Genomic DNA, 18,427 nt, shown 5'->3' on the forward strand with positions numbered 1-18,427 from the left:
GAACGGTCGGCTCCACCAGCATGAGCCGCGGCCGAGGAACAGCCGTCAGGCGCGGATGAGCACCGTGCCCGCGACCTTGTCGTGGAACCCGCGCTGGTCGGAGTCCCAGACCAGGGCCGGCACGACGATCGCGAGCAGCAGCGTCCGCACGACGGGGCGCCAAGGTCCGACCCAGCCGCCGGTGAGCGGAACGATGCGCAGGCCGAGCAGCCGATGTCCGAGGCTCCCGCCGATGGTCGGGATGAAGACGGCCTGCATCAGGACGAAGAGTCCGAGCGTCAGCCAAGAGTGCAGCACCGAACTATAGGGCGCGAACAGCAGGGCGATGACGAGCGCTGCGGCCCAGTCGACGGCGATCGCGACGATGCGGCGTCCGATGCGCGCCACGGATCCCCGGCCCTCCTCGGGAAGTCCGAGCCGCTGGCCCGGCCACCGGCTGGGTTCGAGCTGGCCGAAGGTGGTCCGTGTAGAGTCAGGCACCCATGGATTCTACCGGCGGCACCCTGCGTAACATGCCGGAAACAACTGCGTCACGGTAGAGAAACCCTCCCTCTGTACGGTCGACAATGGCTGTGCACGTCCGTCCGGCCCCGCCGGTTCAACTCGCCCCCTTGGAGATTCCAACCCATGTTCAGTGATTCCTCTGAAGTGCTCAAGTTCATCAAGGAGACGGATGTCAAGTTCCTCGACATCCGCTTCACCGACCTCCCGGGTGTGCAGCAGCACTTCAACATCCCGGCGTCGACCGTCGACGAGGAGTTCTTCACGGTGGGGCAGCTGTTCGACGGCTCCTCGATCCGTGGATTCGCGAACATCCACGAGTCCGACATGCAGCTCATCCCCGACGTGACGACGGCGTACATCGACCAGTTCCGCGTCGAGCGCACGCTCATCATGGTCTTCGACATCTACAACCCGCGCAACGGCGAGATCTACTCGAAGGACCCGCGCCAGGTCGCCAAGAAGGCCGAGAAGTACCTCGCCTCGACGGGCATCGCCGACACCGCGTTCTTCGCCCCCGAGGCCGAGTTCTACATCTTCGACGACGTGCGCTACGAGGTCAACCAGCACTCGAGCTTCTACTCGGTCGACTCCGAGGAGGGCGCCTGGAACTCGGGCCGCAAGGAAGAGGGCGGCAACCTCGGCAACAAGACGCCGTACAAGGGCGGGTACTTCCCGGTCAGCCCCGTCGACAAGACCGCCGACCTTCGCGATGACATCACGCTCAAGCTCATCGACGCCGGCTTCGTGCTCGAGCGCTCGCACCACGAGGTCGGCACGGGCGGTCAGCAGGAGATCAACTACCGCTTCGACACGATGGTGCACGCGGCCGACGACATCCTGAAGTTCAAGTACATCGTCAAGAACACGGCCGACCAGTGGGGCAAGAGCGCGACGTTCATGCCGAAGCCGCTCTTCGGCGACAACGGCTCGGGCATGCACACCCACCAGTCGCTCTGGAGCGACGGCAAGCCGCTCTTCTACGACGAGGCCGGCTACGGCGGGCTCTCCGACCTGGCCCGCTGGTACATCGGTGGCCTCCTCAAGCACGCCCCTGCGGTGCTGGCGTTCACGAACCCGACGGTGAACTCGTACCACCGCCTCGTTCCTGGCTTCGAGGCCCCCGTCAACCTGGTCTACTCGGCGGGCAACCGCTCGGCGTCCATCCGCATCCCGATCACGGGCACGAACCCCAAGGCCAAGCGCATCGAGTTCCGCGCGCCTGATGCCTCCGGGAACCCGTACCTCGCGTTCGCCGCGCAGCTCATGGCCGGGCTCGACGGGATCAAGAACCGCATCGAACCGCACGAGCCGGTCGACAAGGACCTCTACGAGCTTCCGCCCGAGGAGGCCAAGGCGATCCCCCAGGTCCCCGGCTCCCTCGGTGAGGCGCTCGACGCGCTCGAGGCCGACCACGACTTCCTCCTCGAGGGCGGCGTGTTCACCAAGGAGCTCATCGAGACCTGGATCGACTACAAGCGCGAGAAGGAGCTGAAGCCCCTGGCCCAGCGTCCGCACCCGTTCGAGTTCGAGCTGTACTACGGCGTCTGATTCGAGCGCTCCCCGCAGTCCCGGAAGGGCCCGCGTCGCTTCGGCGGCACGGGCCCTTTTCGCGTTCAGCGGGATGATCCGGCCCCGGTCAACGGGTCGGCGCGTCAGCGGGTCGACGGCTCGCGCCGCTCCTCTTCGCCGTAGAACCCGCGCTCGAAGACCGCACGAGAGCGCCGCGTGACCGCGAGGTAGTCGTCCTCGAGCTGCGTCGCCGAGCCGGGCGGGTAGCCCATGATCCTGGCAACGCCCTCGAGCTGCGTACGCTCGACCGGCAGCACGTCGGTGGTGCGCTGGAGCCAGAGCGTCAGCGCCGAACGGGCGCGTGAGGCGAGCACCCATGCAGTGCGCAGAGTCTCCGCGTCGGGCGCCGGAATGAGGTCGTGCTCGACGCTGGCGCCGAGCGCGTCGAGAGTCGAGGTCGTCCGCAGCGCAGGGATCGCGGCGGCGTGCTCGAGCTGGACGAGCTGCACGTACCATTCGACGTCGCTCAACGACCCCCGCCCGAGCTTCAGGTGCCGCGTGGGGTCCGCCCCCTGCGGGAGTCGCTCGTTCTCGACACGCGCCTTGATGCGCTTCACCTCGCGGATGTCGCGATCGGAGATCTCCGCCGGGTACCGGACGGTGTCGGCGAGCGTGGTGAAGTCCTCGATCAGCGCGTGGTCGCCGGCCACCCCGCGCGCGCGCAACAGCGCCTGGGCCTCCCACGTGAGCGACCACCGGGCGTAGTAGGCGCGATAGGCGTCGAGCGAACGCGCCACGACACCGTTCCGCCCCTCGGGGCGGAGGTCGGCGTCGAGCTCGAACGGGAGTCGCGCATCCTCGCTCAGGCGCACGAGTTCCGCGACGATGCGGAGCGCCTGCGAGTGGGCCACGTCGGGCGCGGCATCCGCGGGGCGATACACGTAGATGATGTCGGCGTCGCTGCTGATGCCGAGCTCGCGACCACCGAACCGCCCCATGCCGATCACGGCGAACTCGATGCCGTCGGGAGCTGCGCCGCGGATGGCGGCGAGCAACGCGGCGATGTGGTTCTCCGTGACGTCGCTGAGCGCACGGCCGAGGTCCTCCACGGTCACGACGTCGAGGATCGCGGCCAGGGCGAGCCGCAGGACCTCGCGACGGCGAATGGCGCGGAAGATGTTCGCGGCGGCATCGGGCTCGGTATGGCGCGCCAGGACCGCGCGCCCCTCCTCCTCGAGCGCCGCCAGGCTCCGCGGCCGGAGTTCCTCGAGGTCCTCGAGCCATGCGACCGCCTCGGGACTGCGCTCGAGGAGCGCGGCGGCGAATCGTGACCCGGAGAGGACCCTGGTCAGGTTCAGCGCGGCATCCGAGGAGTCGCGGAGCAGCCGGAGGTACCAGTGCGTCGTGCCGAGGGTGTCGCTCAGACGCCGGAAGGAGAGCAGACCGAAGTCGGGATCGGTGCCGTCGGCGAACCAGGAGATGAGCACCGGCATGAGATGGCGTTGGATCTGCGCCCGTCGTGACACCCCGGCCGTCAGCGCGCCGATGTGGGCGAGCGCGCCGCGGGGGTCGCGGAACCCGATGGCCGCGAGGCGCGCCTCGGCCTGCGCACTCGTGAGTTCGAGGCCGGATGCAGGCAGTGCCGCGACGGCGGAGAGGAGCGGACGGTAGAACAGGCGTTCGTGAAGGCCGCGGACACGCTGGCGCACGGTCTGCCACACCTCGCCCAGGCGTTCGGCGTCGGGTGCCAGGCCCGACGCGCGTGCGAGCCGCCGCATGCCGGCCTGGTCGCGCGGCATGAGGTGCGTGCGACGGAGTCGTTCGAGCTGCAGCCGATGCTCGAGCACTCGCAGCAGCCGGTAGTCGCGGGAGAACTCCGCGGCCTCCTCACGGCCGACGTAGCCCGCGTCCGCGAGGGCCTGGAGGGCGGGCAGGGTGCCCCGCTGGTGGATCGCCTCGTCCGTCGACCCGTGCACGAGCTGCAGGAGCTGCACGGTGAACTCGATGTCGCGCAGCCCGCCCGGCCCGAGCTTCACCTGGTAGGCGACCTCGTCTGCCGGGATGAACTCGGTGACCCGTTCGCGCATGCGCTGCACCGACTCGACGAAGCCGTCGCGTCCGGAACTGGTCCACACCTTCGGACCGACGCCCGCGGCGTACCGGGCGCCGAGCTCGGCATCGCCGGCGATCGGTCGTGCCTTCAGCAGCGCCTGGAACTCCCAGCTCTTGGCCCACCGGTCGTAGTACTGCAGGTGCGATTCGAGCGTCCGGACGAGCGCACCGTCCTTGCCCTCCGGTCGGAGGTTCGCGTCGACCTCCCAGAGCAGCGGCTCGATGCCGGACTCCGAGATGACGCGCGCGAGGACCATCGCCAGGCGAGTGGCGATCTCGAGTGCACGAGCGGTGGAGACGACTGATTCGTCCGCCGACTCCCCCACGTAGATGACGTCGACGTCGCTCACGTAGTTGAGTTCCCTGGCGCCCGCCTTGCCCATGCCGATGATCGCGAGCCTCGTCGCCTCGACCTCGGCCGCCGGGAACAGGCCCGGCGCGGCCGGTGCGCCATCGACGCGGGAACTCGCGAGCCTGGCAACACGCAGCGCGGCGTCGAGCGTGGCGCCGGCGAGGTCGGCGAGCCCCGCGGCGACGGATTCGACCGCGTCGACCGCGTCGAGACGGGTGAGGTCGTAGACCGCGATCCGTGCGAGCAGGCTCCGGTATCGCACCCGGAGCGCGGCGGACGCCGTGTCGAGCGACGATCCCGGTGCAGCCCACGCGCGGTCGACGGCGTCGAGCAGCAACACCCGAGCCTCTGCCGAGGTGAAGGGCGGCGCCGGCACCTCCTGGAAGAGCGCGAGCTCCGACGGATGCCGCAGGAGGAACTCCGCGAACCCACGGGATGCTCCGACCAGGCCGGCGTATCGTTCAGCCGAGGCCGGCTGCTCGAGCGTGACGGTCACCTCCTGCGGCGCACGCGCGTAGAGCCGTTCCGTCGCGATCAGCGCCTCGTCTGGATCCGCAGCGTGGGCGAACGCCGTGAGCAGGTGCTCCTCGTCGAGGGAGGTCGACTCCGCGAGGGCTCCGAGCCTCGCGGAGGCCGCCGACAGGTCGTCGAAGCCGGCCCTCGCGAGGCGTCCGAGCGTCGGTGTCTGGCGTGACATCCGGCGCGGGTCAGAGGATCTCGAGGTTGCGCTGCAGTTCGAAGGGCGTCACCTGCGTCCGGTAGTCCCGCCACTCGGCGCGCTTGTTCGCCAGCACGTAGTTGAAGACCTGCTCGCCGAGCGTCTCGGCGACGAGTTCGGAGTTCTCCATGTACTCGATCGCGTGATCGAGGCTGGCGGGCAGCGGGTGGTAGCCGAGCGCGCGGCGTTCGCTGTCGGTCAGCGCCCAGACGTCGTCCTCCGCCTCTGCGGGAAGCTCGTACTCCTCTTCGATGCCCTTCATGCCAGCTGCGAGCAGCAGCGAGAAGGCCAGGTAGGGGTTCGCGGCCGAGTCGATCGCGCGGTACTCGACGCGTGCGCTCTGGCCCTTGTTGGGCTTGTAGAGCGGCACCCGCACCAGGGCGGAGCGGTTGTTGTGGCCCCAGCAGATGAAGCTGGGCGCCTCGTCACCGCCCCAGAGGCGCTTGTACGAGTTGACGAACTGGTTCGTCACGGCCGAGATCTCGTGTGCGTGGCGCAGGAGGCCCGCGATGAAGTGCCGGCCGATCTTCGAGAGCTGGTACTGCGACCCGGCCTCGTAGAACGCGTTGGCGTCACCCTCGAAGAGCGAGAGATGCGTGTGCATGCCGCTGCCGGGGAACTGCGAGAACGGCTTGGGCATGAAGGTCGCGTACACGCCCTGCTCGATCGCGACCTCCTTGATGACCGTGCGGAAGGTCATGATGTTGTCGGCGGTCGTGAGCGCGTCGGCGTACCGCAGGTCGATCTCGTTCTGGCCGGGGCCGGCCTCGTGGTGGCTGAACTCGACCGAGATGCCGAGGTCCTCGAGCATGCGCACCGATCGCCGGCGGAAGTCGTGGGCCGTGCCTCCCGGCACGTTGTCGAAGTACCCGGCCGAGTCCACGGGTTGAGGCCCCTCGGGGCCGAACTTCGAGGACTTGAGCAGGTAGAACTCGATCTCGGGATGCGTGTAGAACGTGAAGCCCCGGTCGGCGGCGCGCGCGAGCGTGCGCTTGAGGACGTTGCGCGGGTCGGCCACGGCCGGTTCGCCGTCAGGGGTGGTGATGTCGCAGAACATCCGGGCGGTCGGGTCGATGTCGCCCCGCCACGGCAGCGTCTGGAACGTCGTGGGGTCGGGGTAGGCCAACAGGTCGGACTCGTAGGTCCGGGTGAGCCCCTCGATCGCGGATCCGTCGAAGCCGATGCCCTCCGTGAAGGCGCCCTCCACCTCGGCCGGGGCGATCGCCACCGACTTGAGCGTCCCGACGACGTCGGTGAACCAGAGCCTGACGAACTTGACTCCCCGCTCCTCGATCGTGCGAAGAACGAAGTCGCGCTGCTTATCCATCCACACCCTCTCTCGCAACTCTCAGGGTAGCGGTTCCGGCGGGGACGAGCCGCCGCATGGCCGATCCCGTGTGGAAGACTGGCGGCATGTCCGACCAGTCCGAGACCACGTCCGCCGCCGACCCGTCGTCAACAGCACCGTCGGGCGAATCCTCGCCCGGTGGCGAGACGGTCGTCGAGGCGACGCCGTACGGCGGCGCGGCGGCATCCGGCGGACCGAGGCGGGTCCGCACGCGTCACTTCCAGAACGCCAAGCGCGACGGCATCAAGATCACGGGCCTCACGAGCTACGACCAGCTGACGGCCCGCATCTTCGACGAGGCGGGCATCGACTTCCTCCTCGTCGGCGACTCCTCCGGCAACAACGTGTTCGGCTACGAGACGACCCTCCCGGTCACGGTCGACGAGCTCATCCCGCTGACCCGCGCCGTCGCCGGGGCGGTCAAGCGGGCGTTCGTCGTCGCCGACATGCCGTTCGGGTCGTACGAGGTGGGCGCCGAGGAGGCCCTGCACACCGCCATCCGGTTCATGAAGGAGACCGGGGCGCACGCGGTCAAGCTCGAGGGCGGAACGCGCAGCGCCGAGCAGATCCGCCGCATCGTCCAGGCAGGCATCCCCGTCATGGCGCACATCGGCTACACGCCGCAGAGCGAGCACGGCCTCGGCGGGCACATCATCCAGGGCCGCGGCGACGCCGTCGAGCGGCTCCTCGCCGACGCGAAGGCGGTCGAGGAGGCCGGAGCGTTCGCCGTCGTGCTCGAGATGGTCCCGTCCGACGCCGCCCGGCAGGTCACCGAACTGCTCGAGATCCCCACGATCAGCGTGGGCGCGGGCGCGCACACCGACGGACAACTCCTCGTCTGGACCGACTGGGCCGGGCTCACCACGGGGCGTGTGCCGAAGTTCGTGAAGCAGTACGCCGACCTCGCCGGCATCCTCGGCCGAGCGGCGGCCGAGTGGCGCACCGACGTCGCGAACGGCACCTACCCGAGCCCCGAGCACAGCTACGAGTGAGCGGGAGCCGCGGACTCAGTCCTCGGCGGCCTCTTCCTCGGCCCACTTCGCGCTGTTCGCGCGAAGGATCTCGAGGGCACGACCGGCCTCCTCGCGCGTGTCGAACGGACCGACGCGATCGACGGAGGGCGACTGGAAGCCCTGCTCGACCTCGCCCGTGTTGAGGTTGTACCAGTACCGGTGCTCGATATCCTCGGCCATAGGCTGATCCTATGCCGAAGGATGCCGCTGGCCACCTGATTGCCGGACGCCTGTCGCCGATGCGATCCGTGCCCGATTCGATCGCCCGGCCCGAGTACGTCGGTCGGGCCGCGCCGGCGGCGTACACCGCCGGGGACCGGTACACGCCCGACGAGGTCGAGCGGGTCAGGGCCGCCGGACGCATCGCCGCGCAGGCGATCGCGGCCGCCGCATCCGCGATCCGTCCCGGCGTGACGACCGATGAACTCGATCGCATCGCGCACGAGTTCGTCGTCGGCCATGGCGCGTATCCGTCGACGCTCGGCTATCGCGGATACCCGAAGTCCTCGTGCACCTCGGTGAACGAGGTCATCTGCCACGGGATCCCCGACGACACCGTGCTCGCCGACGGCGACCTCGTGAACATCGACGTCACCGCCTACCTCGACGGCTACCACGGCGACCTCAACCACACGTTCCTGGTCGGCGACGCGTCGGAGGAGGCGTCGCTGCTCGTCGAGCGCACGCGCGAGGCGCTCGCGCGCGGCATCCGCGCGGTCGCTCCCGGTCGGCAGGTGAACGTGATCGGCCGGGCCATCGAGGCCTACGCGAAGCGCTTCGGCTACGGCGTCGTGCGCGACTACACCGGGCACGGCGTGGGCCGGGCGTTCCACACGGGGCTGATCATCCCCCACTACGACGCGCCCCAGTTCGACACCGTCATGGAGCCCGGCATGATCTTCACGATCGAGCCGATGCTCACCCTCGGCTCGGTCGAGTGGGACCTCTGGGCCGACGACTGGACGGTCGTCACCAGGGACCGGTCGCTCACCGCCCAGTTCGAGCACACGCTCGTGGTCACCGAGCGCGGCGCCGAGATCCTCACCCTTCCCTGAGCGTGGGCCCGAGCCCAGCACCCGAGGCAGATCGCCATCCTGCGCCGCGATAGTCTGACGGCATGGCGACTCAGCACGCGATCGGGATCGACGTCGGCGGCACGGGAATCAAGGGGGCGATCGTCGATCTCGCGACCGGCGCACTCCTCAGCGAGCGCCGCAAGGTGCGGACGCCCGACGGCGGCAAGCCGGCCGACATCCTGACCGCTGCGACCGAGCTGCTTGAGACGATCGGCGGCGACGGCGACATCGAGGGCCTCGTGCTCGGCGTCTGCTTCCCGGCCATCGTGAAGCGCGGGCGCACGCTGTCCGCCGCGAACATCTCCGACGAATGGATCGGGCTGCCCGCCGAGGAGCTCTTCGAGCAGTCGCTCGGTCGTGACATCCACTTCGTCAATGACGCGGATGCCGCCGGCATCGCCGAGATGCGCTTCGGCGCGGCGAAGGACGTCGACGGGCTCGTCATCCTCACCACGCTCGGCACGGGCATCGGGTCGGCGTTCCTCTACGACGGCGTGCTCATCCCCAACACCGAGCTCGGCCACCTGGAGCTCGACGGCGACGACGCCGAGCACCGGGCCGCCTACTCCGCAATGGAGCGGGAGGAACTCAGCTGGGAGCAGTGGTCGGAGCGACTGCAGCGCTACTACGCGCACGTCGAGTTCCTGTTCTCCCCCGACCTCTTCGTGGTCGGCGGCGGCGTCTCCAAGCATCAGGAGCACTTCCTGCCCCGACTCGACATGAAGACCCCGATCGTCCCGGCCGTGCACCGCAACAACGCGGGCATCATCGGCGCGGCGGCGCTCGCTTTGGACTGACCGTCGGCCCGCGCCCGCGCGGAACGCGGACGTCGCGAGGTGTGAGCGGGCCGGCTGATACGCCGGGTTCTGTTCACCGGGCGCTTGCGCGACACCGGCTGGACGACCATCTCTCTCGGAGACACGTTGCCGTGCCCCTCCAGCGGCCTACCCGGGAACGGGACGGGCAGCCCCATCGTTCCCTGTCTGACCTTGCTCCGGACGAGGTTTACCGAGCCGGCCGCGTCACCGCGGCCGCTGGTGGGCTCTTACCCCACCGTTTCACCCTTACCGCCCGCTCGCGCGGGAGGCGGTCTGCTTTCTGTGGCACTGTCTCGCGGGTTGCCCCGGGTGGGCGTTACCCACCGTCCTGCCCTGCGGAGCCCGGACGTTCCTCGGCACCCGATCGCTCGGATGACGCGGTCGTCTTGCCGACCCGCTCACCGTTGCAGCCTACAGGTCGAAGCTGGCAGGACCCGCCGCCCGAGCCCGGTCGCCGCACGGCGCGGTCGACCCGTTCAGATGCCGGATTCCTCGGTGCGGACGAGGATGCGGTCGCACTCGGGGCAGAGCAGCACCTCGTCGGGCGCGGCCTTGCGGACGGTCTCGAGGTCGGACCCGGTGAGCGTGATCGTGCACCCTCCGCAGGTGCGCTGGCGCAGGAGCGCGGCGCCGATGCCGCCGCCGCGGGTGCGGCGCTGCTCGAAGTACGCCAGGAGCTCGGCCGGAACCTCGCCGGCCACGACGGCGCGGTCCCGCTCGGCGCCGTCGCGCTCCACCACGAGCCCCGCGGATGCCTCGTCGCGGGCGCTCTCGAGCACCGCCGTCTCCTCGGCGATCACGGCACGTTCCGCGTCGATCGCGGCGACCGCGCGCTCGGCCTCCTCGACGCGCTCCATGACGACGAGCTCCTGGTCCTCGAGGTCTGAGAGCCGCTTCTTCAGCGACACGATCTCGGATTCGAGCGCGGCGACGTCCTTGGTCGAGGACGTGTGCTGCAGTCGGTCGGCATCGCGTGCGATGCGCGCCTCGACGACCGCGACATCCGACTCGATGCGCTTCAGCTCGGTGCGCGCGTCCTCGAAGGTGCCGAGCGCTTCGGCCCTGCGCGAGCGGACCGCGGTGTCGCGCGACGCGAGCTCGGCGATCGGAGCGGTCTGCGGCAGGGTCCCGAGCCGATGCGCGATCTGCTGGAGGCGCGTGTCGACGGCCTGGAGGCGCAGAAGTTGCTGCTGGTCGGCTGGGCTGGCCTTCACGTGGTGCTCCTTGTGGGATTCGCGGTGGGAATGGTCATCATTGCACGACCTGGAAGTCCCAGGGGTCGGTGCGCAGGTCGCTGACCCGGATCTCGAGCTCGGGATGGGCCGCCGCCAACTGCGCAGCCGCGGCGTCGAGCCACAGCCATTCGCTGGCCCAGTGCGAGACGTCGATGAGGGCGGGGCCGCCGCCCAGCCGCGACTGCTCGCGCGACTCGGAGACGGGGTGGTGGCGGAGGTCCGCGGTGATGTAGACGTCGGCCGCGCGCACGGCCGGATCGCCGAGCAGGGAGTCGCCCGCTCCCCCGCACAGCGCGACGGTCTCGACCACGTCGTCGAAGCCGCCCGCCACGCGCACGCCCGTGGCGGTCGGGGGGAGGATCTCGGCGAGGTGCCGCGCGAGACGCCCGAGCGTCGTCGGCTCTGCGAGGCGCCCGACCCGCCCGAGGCCGTGCCCCAGGTCGGCGCCCGGGCCGCTGCTCGCCACGATGGGGACGGATCCGACGAGCCCGAGCCGCTCGGCGAGCACCGCCGAGGTCCCGCTCTCGACGACGTCGGCGTTCGTGTGCGCCGCGACGAGTGCGCAGTCGCCACGGATGAGCCGAGCGAGGAGCGAGCCCTTGTAGCGGTCTTCGGCGACGGTCGTCACGCCGCGGAGGAGCAGCGGATGATGCGCGACGACGAGATCGGCGTTCCAGTCGAGTGCCTCGTCGACGGTCTCGCCGACGGCGTCGACGGTGAGCAGGACCCGCTGGACCGCGGCATCCGGATGACCCGTGACGAGGCCGACGGAGTCCCAGGCCTCCGCGCCCGCGGCGGGCCAGAGCCGCTCGATCGTGGAGAGGACGTCCAGGAGAGCGGGCATGCGCCCAGCCTAGCGCCGGGCCGGTCATCGACTCGTGGGCCCTGCCGGGCTCGAACCGACGACATCCACGGTGTAAACGTGGCGCTCTACCAACTGAGCTAAAGGCCCGTCGCGGTGCGACGCATCGCCATGCTACCCCGAGTGCCGGATGCCGCGACGCGCACGGTTCACGCGGGGACGACCTCAGGCCTGCGGCAGGGCCTCGAGCGCGAGGCGGTACTGCGCGATGCTGCGGGATTCGCCCGGGCCGGTCGCGAAGCTCGCCCTGATCGTGCCGGCGTCGTCGATCACGAAGGTCGCGCGCGCCGCATGCCCGCGCTGCTCGAGGAAGGCGCCGTATGCCGCCGCGACCTCGCCGTGCGGCCAGAAGTCCGCCAGCAGTGGGAACGCGTATCCCTGCTCCTCCGCCCACGCGCGGAGCGCGAACTTCGAGTCGACCGAGACGCAGAGCACCTGCGCGCCGAACGCGGCGAAGAGGTCGGACGCGTCGCGGAGGGCTGCGAGCTCGCCCTCGCACGTGCGGGAGAACGCGAGCGGGAAGAAGACGAGCACGACCGGAGCGGACCCGCGGAAGTCGTCGAGCGCGACCGTGCGACCGTGCTGATCCTGCAGCTCGAACCGAGGGGCTCGCGTGCCATGGGGAAGGATCGTCATCGTCTCGCAACTCTCCTCTGGGCGGGGTGTGCGGCGCCAAGCCTAGCCCCCGCGATACGGTCGTAGAATCACTAGGATGGCGTGGTGCCATGCGACCGCGAGGCGGTTCGCCTCGACGTGAGCACCCCCACACCCCAGCGGTCACGAGCCGCAGAAGAGAGAGGTCGAGTGTGACTGTCAACGACCAGGACCCCTACTCCGTCGAGGCATTGGACTCCGACCCGGATGAGACATCCGAGTGGGCGGAGTCCCTTGACGCCCTCGTCGCGCAGAAGGGTCATCAGCGTGGCCGCGAGATCATGCTGAGCCTGCTCAAGCGCTCGAAGGAGCTCCACCTCGGCGTGCCGATGGTTCCCACGACGGACTACCTGAACACGATCGCGCCCGAGAACGAGCCCGAATTCCCCGGCGATGAAGACGTCGAGCGCCGCTACCGCGCCTGGCTGCGCTGGAACGCCGCGGTGCTCGTGCACCGCTCGCAGCGCCCGGACATCGCCGTCGGCGGTCACATCTCCACGTATGCCGGCGCCGCCTCGCTCTACGAGGTCGGCCTCAACCACTTCTTCCGCGGCCAGGACCACCCCGGCGGCGGCGACCAGGTCTTCTTCCAGGGCCACGCCTCCCCCGGCATGTACGCCCGCGCCTTCCTCGAGGGCCGCCTCAGCGACGCCGACCTCGACGGGTTCCGCCAGGAGAAGTCGCGTGCCCCGCACGGGCTGTCCTCCTACCCGCACCCCCGCCTCATGCCGGAGTTCTGGCAGTTCCCGACGGTGTCGATGGGTCTCGGCCCGATCAACGCGATCTACCAGGCCCAGCTGAACCGCTACCTCACCAACCGCGGCATCAAGGACGCATCCGACCAGCAGGTCTGGGCGTTCCTCGGCGACGGCGAGATGGACGAGGTCGAGAGCCGCGGCCAGCTCCAGGTCGCCGCGAACGAGGGCCTGGACAACCTCAACTTCGTCATCAACTGCAACCTCCAGCGCCTCGACGGACCGGTGCGCGGCAACGGCAAGATCATCCAGGAGCTCGAGAGCTTCTTCCGGGGTGCCGGCTGGAACGTCATCAAGGTCGTCTGGGGCCGCGAGTGGGACGACCTGCTCGCCCGCGACCACGACGGTGCGCTCCGCAACCTCATGAACGTCACGCCCGACGGCGACTACCAGACGTACAAGACCGAGTCGGGCGCCTACGTGCGCGAGAACTTCTTCGGCCGCGACCCGCGTGCCCTCGAGCTCGTGTCGCACCTCAGCGACGACGAGGTGTGGGGCCTCAAGCGCGGCGGCCACGACTACCGCAAGATCTACGCGGCGTTCAAGGCGGCCACCGAGCACAAGGGCCAGCCCACCGTCATCCTGGCGAAGACCATCAAGGGCTACGGCCTCGGCAAGGCCTTCGAGGGGCGCAACGCGACCCACCAGATGAAGAAGATGACCCTCGACAACCTCAAGACCTTCCGCGACGAGATGCGCATCCCCATCGCGGATGCGCAGCTCGAGGAGAACCCGTACCTGCCGCCGTACTACCACCCCGGACAGGGCGACGAGGCGATCCAGTACCTGCAGGAGCGACGTCGCGCGCTCGGCGGCTACGTTCCCGAGCGTCGCAACAACCCGGTCACCATCTCCCTTCCCGACGACTCCGCGTATGCGATCTCGAAGAAGGGCTCCGGAACGCAGGAGATCGCCACGACCATGGCGTTCGTGCGACTGCTGAAGGACCTCATCCGCTCCAAGGACTTCGGCCACCGGATCGTGCCGATCATCCCCGATGAGGCCCGCACCTTCGGCATCGACGCGTTCTTCCCGACCGCGAAGATCTACAACCCGAACGGCCAGCACTACACCTCGGTCGACCGCGAACTGCTCCTGGCGTACAAGGAGAGCCCGCAGGGCCAGATCGTGCACGTCGGCATCAACGAGGCCGGCGCGTTCGCGGCGTTCACCAACATCGGCACCTCGTACGCCACGCAGGGCGAGCCCCTCATCCCGGTGTACGTCTTCTACTCGATGTTCGGCTTCCAGCGCACCGGCGACGCGATGTGGGCAGCGGGCGACCAGATGGCACGCGGCTTCATCATCGGCGCGACCGCGGGTCGCACGACCCTGACGGGCGAAGGACTCCAGCACGCCGACGGCCACTCGCCGCTCCTCGCGTCGACGAACCCCGCCGTGGTCAGCTACGACCCCGCCTACGGCTACGAGATCGGCCACATCATGCGCGCCGGACTCGAGCGCATGTACGGCGGCTCGCACTCCGACCCGAACGTCATGTACTACCTGACGGTGTACAACGAGCCGATCGTGCAGCCGGCCGAGCCCGAGGGCGCCGATGTCGACGGCATCCTCCGCGGCATCCACAAGGTCGCGGCCGGCAACGGCAACGGTCCCACGGCCCAGCTCCTGGCATCCGGCGTCGCGGTTCCGTGGGCGCTCGAGGCACAGCAGCTCCTCGCGAACGACTGGGGCGTGTCGGCGGACGTCTGGTCGGTCACGAGCTGGTCCGAGCTGCGGCGCGACGGACTCGCGGCCGACGAGCACAACTTCCTGAACCCCGATGCCGAGCCCCGCGTGCCGTACGTGACGTCGAAGCTCTCGGGCGCAACGGGTCCGTTCGTCGCCGTGTCCGACTACATGCACGCCGTGCCCGACCAGATCCGCGCCTATGTGCCCGGTGACTTCGCGACCCTCGGAGCCGACGACTTCGGCTTCTCGGACACGCGCGCCGCAGCCCGACGGTTCTTCAAGATCGACGGACCGTCGATCGTGGTCCGTGCGCTCGAACAGCTCGTCGCGCGCGGCGAGCTCGACCGTTCGGTGCCCGCCCAGGCGATCGAGAAGTACCGCCTGCACGACGTGAGCGCCGGAACGACCGGCTCGGCCGGCGGCGAGAGCTAGCGGAGGTGGCGAAGCCCCGTACCAAGGATGAGACCCTCGCATGGTTGCGAACCATCGCGGGTGAACTGTCGACCCAGACGCTGAAGCGCCTGGAGGACACGCTGCCCTGGTACGGGGACATGCCCCCGAGCCGTCGCTCCGCCGTCGGGCTGGTCGCGCAGGCCGGCATCTCCTCGTTCATCGCGTGGTTCGAGGATCCTCGTTCCACACCGTGGATCGCGGCCGACGTCTTCGGCGCCGCGCCCCGCGAACTGCTCCGATCGGTGAGCCTGCAGCAGACGCTCCAGCTCATCCGCGTCACGGTCGAGGTCGTCGAGGACCGTGTGAAGGACGGCGGCGAACCGCTGCGCGAGGCGATCCTGCTCTACTCGCGTGAGATCGCCTTCGCCGCGGCCGACGTCTACGCGCGAGCGGCCGAGGCCCGCGGCCTCTGGGACGCTCGCCTGGAGGCGCTGGTCGTGGACTCGATCCTCTCGGGCGAGTACGACGACGAGCTGCCGAGCCGCATCGCGGCGCTCGGCTGGCACGGGCACGGCGAGGTCGCGGTGCTCGTCGGTACGGCGCCCAAGCAGCTCGACGTCGACCACGTCCGCCGCGTCGCCCGGCACATGCAGGCCGACGTGCTCATCGGCGTGCAGGGCAACCGGCTGGTGCTCGTCATCGGCAGGTCGGAGCATCTCGGCCGCCAGCCCGACGAGGTCGGCACCTCCCCCGCCATGTCGTTCATGGAGTTCGCGACGGCCCTCGAGGGCCACTTCGGGCCGGGGCACCTCGTGCTGGGTCACGAGGTGCCGAACCTCGTCGACGCCTCGAAGAGCGCGAAGGCGGCCCTCGCCGGCTTCGCGGTCGCCCGCTCCTGGCGCCACGCACCCCGTCCCGTGCACGCCGACGATTTGCTCCCCGAGCGCGCGCTCGCGGGCGATCCCCTCGCACGGGCCACCCTCGTGCACCGGATCTACCGGCCGCTGCAGGCGCACTCCACCGAGTTGCTGACCACGCTGTGGAGCTACCTCGACAACGGGCGCTCGCTCGAGGCAACGGCGCGCGAGCTCTTCGTGCACCCGAACACCGTGCGCTACCGCCTGAAGCGGGTTTCCGACGTGATCGGCTGGGACGCGACCGGTGCGCGCGAGGCCCTCATCCTCCAGTCCGCGCTCATCATCGGCTCGATGAGCGATCATGAACACGCTCCGCGCCGACGGCCCAACTGACCGAGCGCAACCGCTCGATCGACACGCCACTGTGTGACGCGCACAAAGGTTTCTGCGAGAGCTTGTCGCACCGGCACACACATGGCGCCGTGGTCGTTGGCAGACTAGGGACGTGATCGTCGTCGTCTGCCCTGGTCAGGGCTCGCAGACCCCCGGATTCCTCTCCCCCTGGATCCCCGACCCCGCGCGGGCCGAGCGTCTGGCGGCCTACTCGGAGGCGGCCGGCGTCGACCTCTCCCTGCACGGCACCGAGAGCGATGCGGACACCATCCGCGACACCTCGATCGCCCAGCCGCTCATCGTCGCAGCCGGCCTGCTCACGCTCGAGGCCCTCCTCGACGACGGCCGTGCCGAGCGCATTGGCGGCATCGCCGGCCACTCCGTGGGCGAGATCACGGCGGCCGCAGGTGCCGGCGTGCTCGATGCCGCTGATGCCATGCGGTTCGTCGGCGAGCGTGGACGAGCGATGGCGGATGCCGCGGCACAGACCCCGACGGGCATGAGCGCCGTCCTCGGCGGTGACGAGACCGCGCTGCTGGCGCGCCTCGACGACCTCGGCCTCGAACCCGCGAACTTCAACGGCGGCGGCCAGATCGTGGTCGCGGGCGCCAGCGACGCGCTCGAAGCCCTGAAGGCCGAGCCGCCCGCCGGCTCCCGCGTGATCCCGCTGCAGGTCGCCGGGGCCTTCCACACCCGCTACATGCGTCCCGCAGTCGAGCATCTCGCGTCGGTCGCGGCGACCCTCTCTCCCACCGACCCCGCGCAGACGCTCTGGACGAACCGCGACGGCAGCACCGTGGCATCCGGCGCAGCATTCGTCGACCTGCTGGTCGGCCAGGTCTCCTCGCCCGTGCGATGGGACCGCTGCATGACCTCGTTCGCCGACGCCGGCGTCACGGGCATCATCGAACTCGCGCCCGCCGGCGCGCTCGTCGGCCTCGCGAAGCGCGCGCTGAAGGGCGTGCCGACGGTCGCGGTCAAGACGCCCGACGACCTTCCGGCCGCGATCGAGCTCATCGAGCAGGCCGCCTGAGGCGCGGCCCCGTCCACGAGAGAATGTCGAACATGACCAAGCCCACCCTGCAGCAGTCGCACGGACCCGCCTACACCCGCATCTACGCGGTCGGCGCCGCCCGAGGCGAGAACGCCGTGCCGAACGAGGACCTCATCGGCCCGATCGACTCCTCCGACGAGTGGATCCAGCAGCGCACGGGCATCATCACCCGGACCCGCGCGGGTGCGGACGTCTCGGCGCTCGACCTGGCCACGGATGCCGCGCGCGAGGCGATCGAGAAGTCGGGAGTCGCCCCCGAGCTAATCGACCTCGTGATCGTCGCGACGATCTCGAACGTGCAGCAGACCCCCTCGATGTCCGCCGTCGTCGCCGACCGCGTCGGCGCGAGCCCGGCAGCGGCCTACGACACGAACGCCGCCTGCGCGGGATACGCCTACGCGGTCGCGCAGGCCGATGCGCTCATCCGCACGGGCGTGGCCCACTACGCGCTCGTCATCGGCGCCGAGAAGCTCTCCGACGTGGTTGATCCGACCGACCGCTCCATCTCCTTCCTCCTCGGCGACGGCGCGGGCGCCGTCGTCATCGGCCCCAGCGATTTCCCGGGCATCGCCCGCACGATCTGGGGCTCCGACGGCTCCAAGGCGGGCGCGGTCGGCATGAACGGCACGCTCACCGAGTTCCGCGACGGCGCCGCCGAGTGGCCGACCCTCCGCCAGGAGGGCCAGACGGTCTTCCGCTGGGCCGTCTGGGACATGGCGAAGGTCGCCAAGCAGGCGCTCGACGCCGCCGGCGTGACCGCCGCCGACCTCGCGGCCTTCATCCCCCATCAGGCGAACATGCGCATCATCGACGAGTTCGCCAAGCAGCTGAAGCTGCCGGAGTCGGTCGTCATCGCGCGCGACATTGCCACGACGGGCAACACGTCCGCGGCCTCGATCCCGCTCGCGACGCATCGACTGCTCGACGAGCACCCTGAACTTTCCGGGGGCCTCGCCCTCCAGATCGGCTTCGGCGCCGGCCTCGTATTCGGCGCCCAAGTGGTGGTTCTGCCCTGAACCGCCGACCCCTGTCCATCTAGACTGGCTCTCGGTCAAACGAGACACCATCAAGGAGAAGAACCC

15 protein-coding genes, 1 tRNA gene and 1 other RNA gene are annotated in these 18,427 nt (G+C 69.8%); 8 read left to right on the top strand and 9 right to left on the bottom strand.

The features are described 5' to 3' along the window. Nucleotides 1-45: 45 nt before the first annotated feature. Complete coding sequence (locus GQQ95_RS03320) at nucleotides 46-480, bottom strand: RDD family protein (RefSeq protein ID WP_157426237.1); 435 nt, start codon at nucleotides 478-480, stop codon at nucleotides 46-48. Nucleotides 481-627: 147 nt separating this feature from the next. Between GQQ95_RS03320 and glnA (GQQ95_RS03325) the strand changes: the two genes are divergently transcribed. After that, nucleotides 628-2,052, top strand: coding sequence for a type I glutamate--ammonia ligase (glnA, locus tag GQQ95_RS03325; RefSeq protein ID WP_157426238.1), 1,425 nt, complete (start codon nucleotides 628-630; stop codon nucleotides 2,050-2,052). Nucleotides 2,053-2,156: 104 nt separating this feature from the next. Here the strand turns inward: glnA (GQQ95_RS03325) and GQQ95_RS03330 are convergent, their stop codons facing one another. Both GQQ95_RS03330 and glnA (GQQ95_RS03335) read right to left on the bottom strand, forming a co-directional pair. After that, nucleotides 2,157-5,174 carry a bifunctional [glutamine synthetase] adenylyltransferase/[glutamine synthetase]-adenylyl-L-tyrosine phosphorylase gene (locus GQQ95_RS03330; RefSeq protein ID WP_157426239.1) on the bottom strand — a complete coding sequence of 1,006 codons (3,018 nt, stop codon included), beginning with the start codon at nucleotides 5,172-5,174 and terminating at the stop codon, nucleotides 2,157-2,159. A gap of 10 nt (nucleotides 5,175-5,184) precedes the next feature. After that, entirely contained in the window at nucleotides 5,185-6,522 is a 1,338-nt protein-coding gene (gene glnA / locus GQQ95_RS03335; protein ID WP_157426240.1) for a type I glutamate--ammonia ligase, read from the bottom strand. Between the two features lie 86 nt (nucleotides 6,523-6,608). Between glnA (GQQ95_RS03335) and panB the strand changes: the two genes are divergently transcribed. Further along, nucleotides 6,609-7,535, top strand: coding sequence for a 3-methyl-2-oxobutanoate hydroxymethyltransferase (panB, locus tag GQQ95_RS03340; RefSeq protein WP_157426241.1), 927 nt, complete (start codon nucleotides 6,609-6,611; stop codon nucleotides 7,533-7,535). Between the two features lie 15 nt (nucleotides 7,536-7,550). Here panB and GQQ95_RS03345 read toward each other — a convergent pair whose 3' ends face one another. Next, complete coding sequence (locus GQQ95_RS03345; RefSeq protein WP_157426242.1) at nucleotides 7,551-7,736, bottom strand: SPOR domain-containing protein; 186 nt, start codon at nucleotides 7,734-7,736, stop codon at nucleotides 7,551-7,553. An 11-nt stretch (nucleotides 7,737-7,747) separates the two neighbouring features. On the opposite strand from GQQ95_RS03345, the gene map reads away from it, so the two are divergent. Then, nucleotides 7,748-8,611, top strand: a complete 864-nt coding sequence (map, locus tag GQQ95_RS03350; RefSeq protein WP_157426243.1) for a type I methionyl aminopeptidase — start codon at nucleotides 7,748-7,750, stop codon at nucleotides 8,609-8,611. Nucleotides 8,612-8,673: 62 nt separating this feature from the next. Next, a complete protein-coding gene (ppgK, locus tag GQQ95_RS03355) occupies nucleotides 8,674-9,429 on the top strand; it encodes a polyphosphate--glucose phosphotransferase (RefSeq protein WP_157426244.1) in 756 nt (251 codons plus the stop codon). 42 nt (nucleotides 9,430-9,471) lie between these two features. Here the strand turns inward: ppgK and rnpB are convergent. The 5 genes from rnpB to GQQ95_RS03380 all read right to left on the bottom strand — a co-directional run bounded on the left by rnpB (nucleotide 9,472) and on the right by GQQ95_RS03380 (nucleotide 12,183). Then, nucleotides 9,472-9,847, bottom strand: an RNA gene (gene rnpB / locus GQQ95_RS03360) — RNase P RNA component class A. Nucleotides 9,848-9,926: 79 nt separating this feature from the next. Beyond that, nucleotides 9,927-10,664, bottom strand: coding sequence for a zinc ribbon domain-containing protein (locus GQQ95_RS03365; RefSeq protein WP_157426245.1), 738 nt, complete (start codon nucleotides 10,662-10,664; stop codon nucleotides 9,927-9,929). 37 nt (nucleotides 10,665-10,701) lie between these two features. Next, on the bottom strand, nucleotides 10,702-11,529 hold the full coding sequence (locus GQQ95_RS03370; RefSeq protein ID WP_157426246.1) for a Nif3-like dinuclear metal center hexameric protein: 828 nt from the start codon (nucleotides 11,527-11,529) through the stop codon (nucleotides 10,702-10,704). A 35-nt stretch (nucleotides 11,530-11,564) separates the two neighbouring features. Continuing rightward, a tRNA-Val gene (locus GQQ95_RS03375) sits at nucleotides 11,565-11,637 on the bottom strand. A gap of 75 nt (nucleotides 11,638-11,712) precedes the next feature. After that, nucleotides 11,713-12,183 (bottom strand): peroxiredoxin, encoded by a 471-nt coding sequence (locus tag GQQ95_RS03380; RefSeq protein ID WP_157426247.1) that lies wholly within the window; start codon nucleotides 12,181-12,183, stop codon nucleotides 11,713-11,715. A gap of 170 nt (nucleotides 12,184-12,353) precedes the next feature. Here GQQ95_RS03380 and aceE point away from each other — a divergent pair, with 170 nt between their 5' ends. The 4 genes from aceE to GQQ95_RS03400 all read left to right on the top strand — a co-directional run bounded on the left by aceE (nucleotide 12,354) and on the right by GQQ95_RS03400 (nucleotide 18,361). Further along, nucleotides 12,354-15,080, top strand: coding sequence for a pyruvate dehydrogenase (acetyl-transferring), homodimeric type (gene aceE, locus GQQ95_RS03385; protein ID WP_157426248.1), 2,727 nt, complete (start codon nucleotides 12,354-12,356; stop codon nucleotides 15,078-15,080). Between the two features lie 44 nt (nucleotides 15,081-15,124). Further along, nucleotides 15,125-16,291, top strand: coding sequence for a PucR family transcriptional regulator (locus GQQ95_RS03390; RefSeq protein WP_212275253.1), 1,167 nt, complete (start codon nucleotides 15,125-15,127; stop codon nucleotides 16,289-16,291). Nucleotides 16,292-16,403: 112 nt separating this feature from the next. Beyond that, nucleotides 16,404-17,324 (top strand): ACP S-malonyltransferase, encoded by a 921-nt coding sequence (locus GQQ95_RS03395; protein WP_157426250.1) that lies wholly within the window; start codon nucleotides 16,404-16,406, stop codon nucleotides 17,322-17,324. A gap of 32 nt (nucleotides 17,325-17,356) precedes the next feature. After that, nucleotides 17,357-18,361: a beta-ketoacyl-ACP synthase III gene (locus GQQ95_RS03400; protein WP_157426251.1), complete on the top strand. Its 1,005-nt coding sequence runs from the start codon at nucleotides 17,357-17,359 to the stop codon at nucleotides 18,359-18,361. Nucleotides 18,362-18,427 lie beyond the last annotated feature (66 nt).

Origin of the sequence: Agromyces salentinus (assembly GCF_009749395.1) — a bacterium.
GTDB classification, from domain to species: Bacteria; Actinomycetota; Actinomycetes; order Actinomycetales; family Microbacteriaceae; genus Agromyces; species Agromyces salentinus.

Excerpts from the sequence above, each read along its gene's own strand:
- glnA (WP_157426238.1), top strand. The coding sequence starts at position 628 with ATGTTCAGTGATTCCTCTGAAGTGCTCAAGTTCATCAAGGAGACGGAT.
- GQQ95_RS03330 (WP_157426239.1), bottom strand. The coding sequence starts at position 5,174 with ATGTCACGCCAGACACCGACGCTCGGACGCCTCGCGAGGGCCGGCTTC.
- glnA (WP_157426240.1), bottom strand. The coding sequence starts at position 6,522 with ATGGATAAGCAGCGCGACTTCGTTCTTCGCACGATCGAGGAGCGGGGA.
- panB (WP_157426241.1), top strand. The coding sequence starts at position 6,609 with ATGTCCGACCAGTCCGAGACCACGTCCGCCGCCGACCCGTCGTCAACA.
- GQQ95_RS03345 (WP_157426242.1), bottom strand. The coding sequence starts at position 7,736 with ATGGCCGAGGATATCGAGCACCGGTACTGGTACAACCTCAACACGGGC.
- map (WP_157426243.1), top strand. The coding sequence starts at position 7,748 with ATGCCGAAGGATGCCGCTGGCCACCTGATTGCCGGACGCCTGTCGCCG.
- ppgK (WP_157426244.1), top strand. The coding sequence starts at position 8,674 with ATGGCGACTCAGCACGCGATCGGGATCGACGTCGGCGGCACGGGAATC.
- GQQ95_RS03370 (WP_157426246.1), bottom strand. The coding sequence starts at position 11,529 with ATGCCCGCTCTCCTGGACGTCCTCTCCACGATCGAGCGGCTCTGGCCC.
- GQQ95_RS03380 (WP_157426247.1), bottom strand. The coding sequence starts at position 12,183 with ATGACGATCCTTCCCCATGGCACGCGAGCCCCTCGGTTCGAGCTGCAG.
- GQQ95_RS03400 (WP_157426251.1), top strand. The coding sequence starts at position 17,357 with ATGACCAAGCCCACCCTGCAGCAGTCGCACGGACCCGCCTACACCCGC.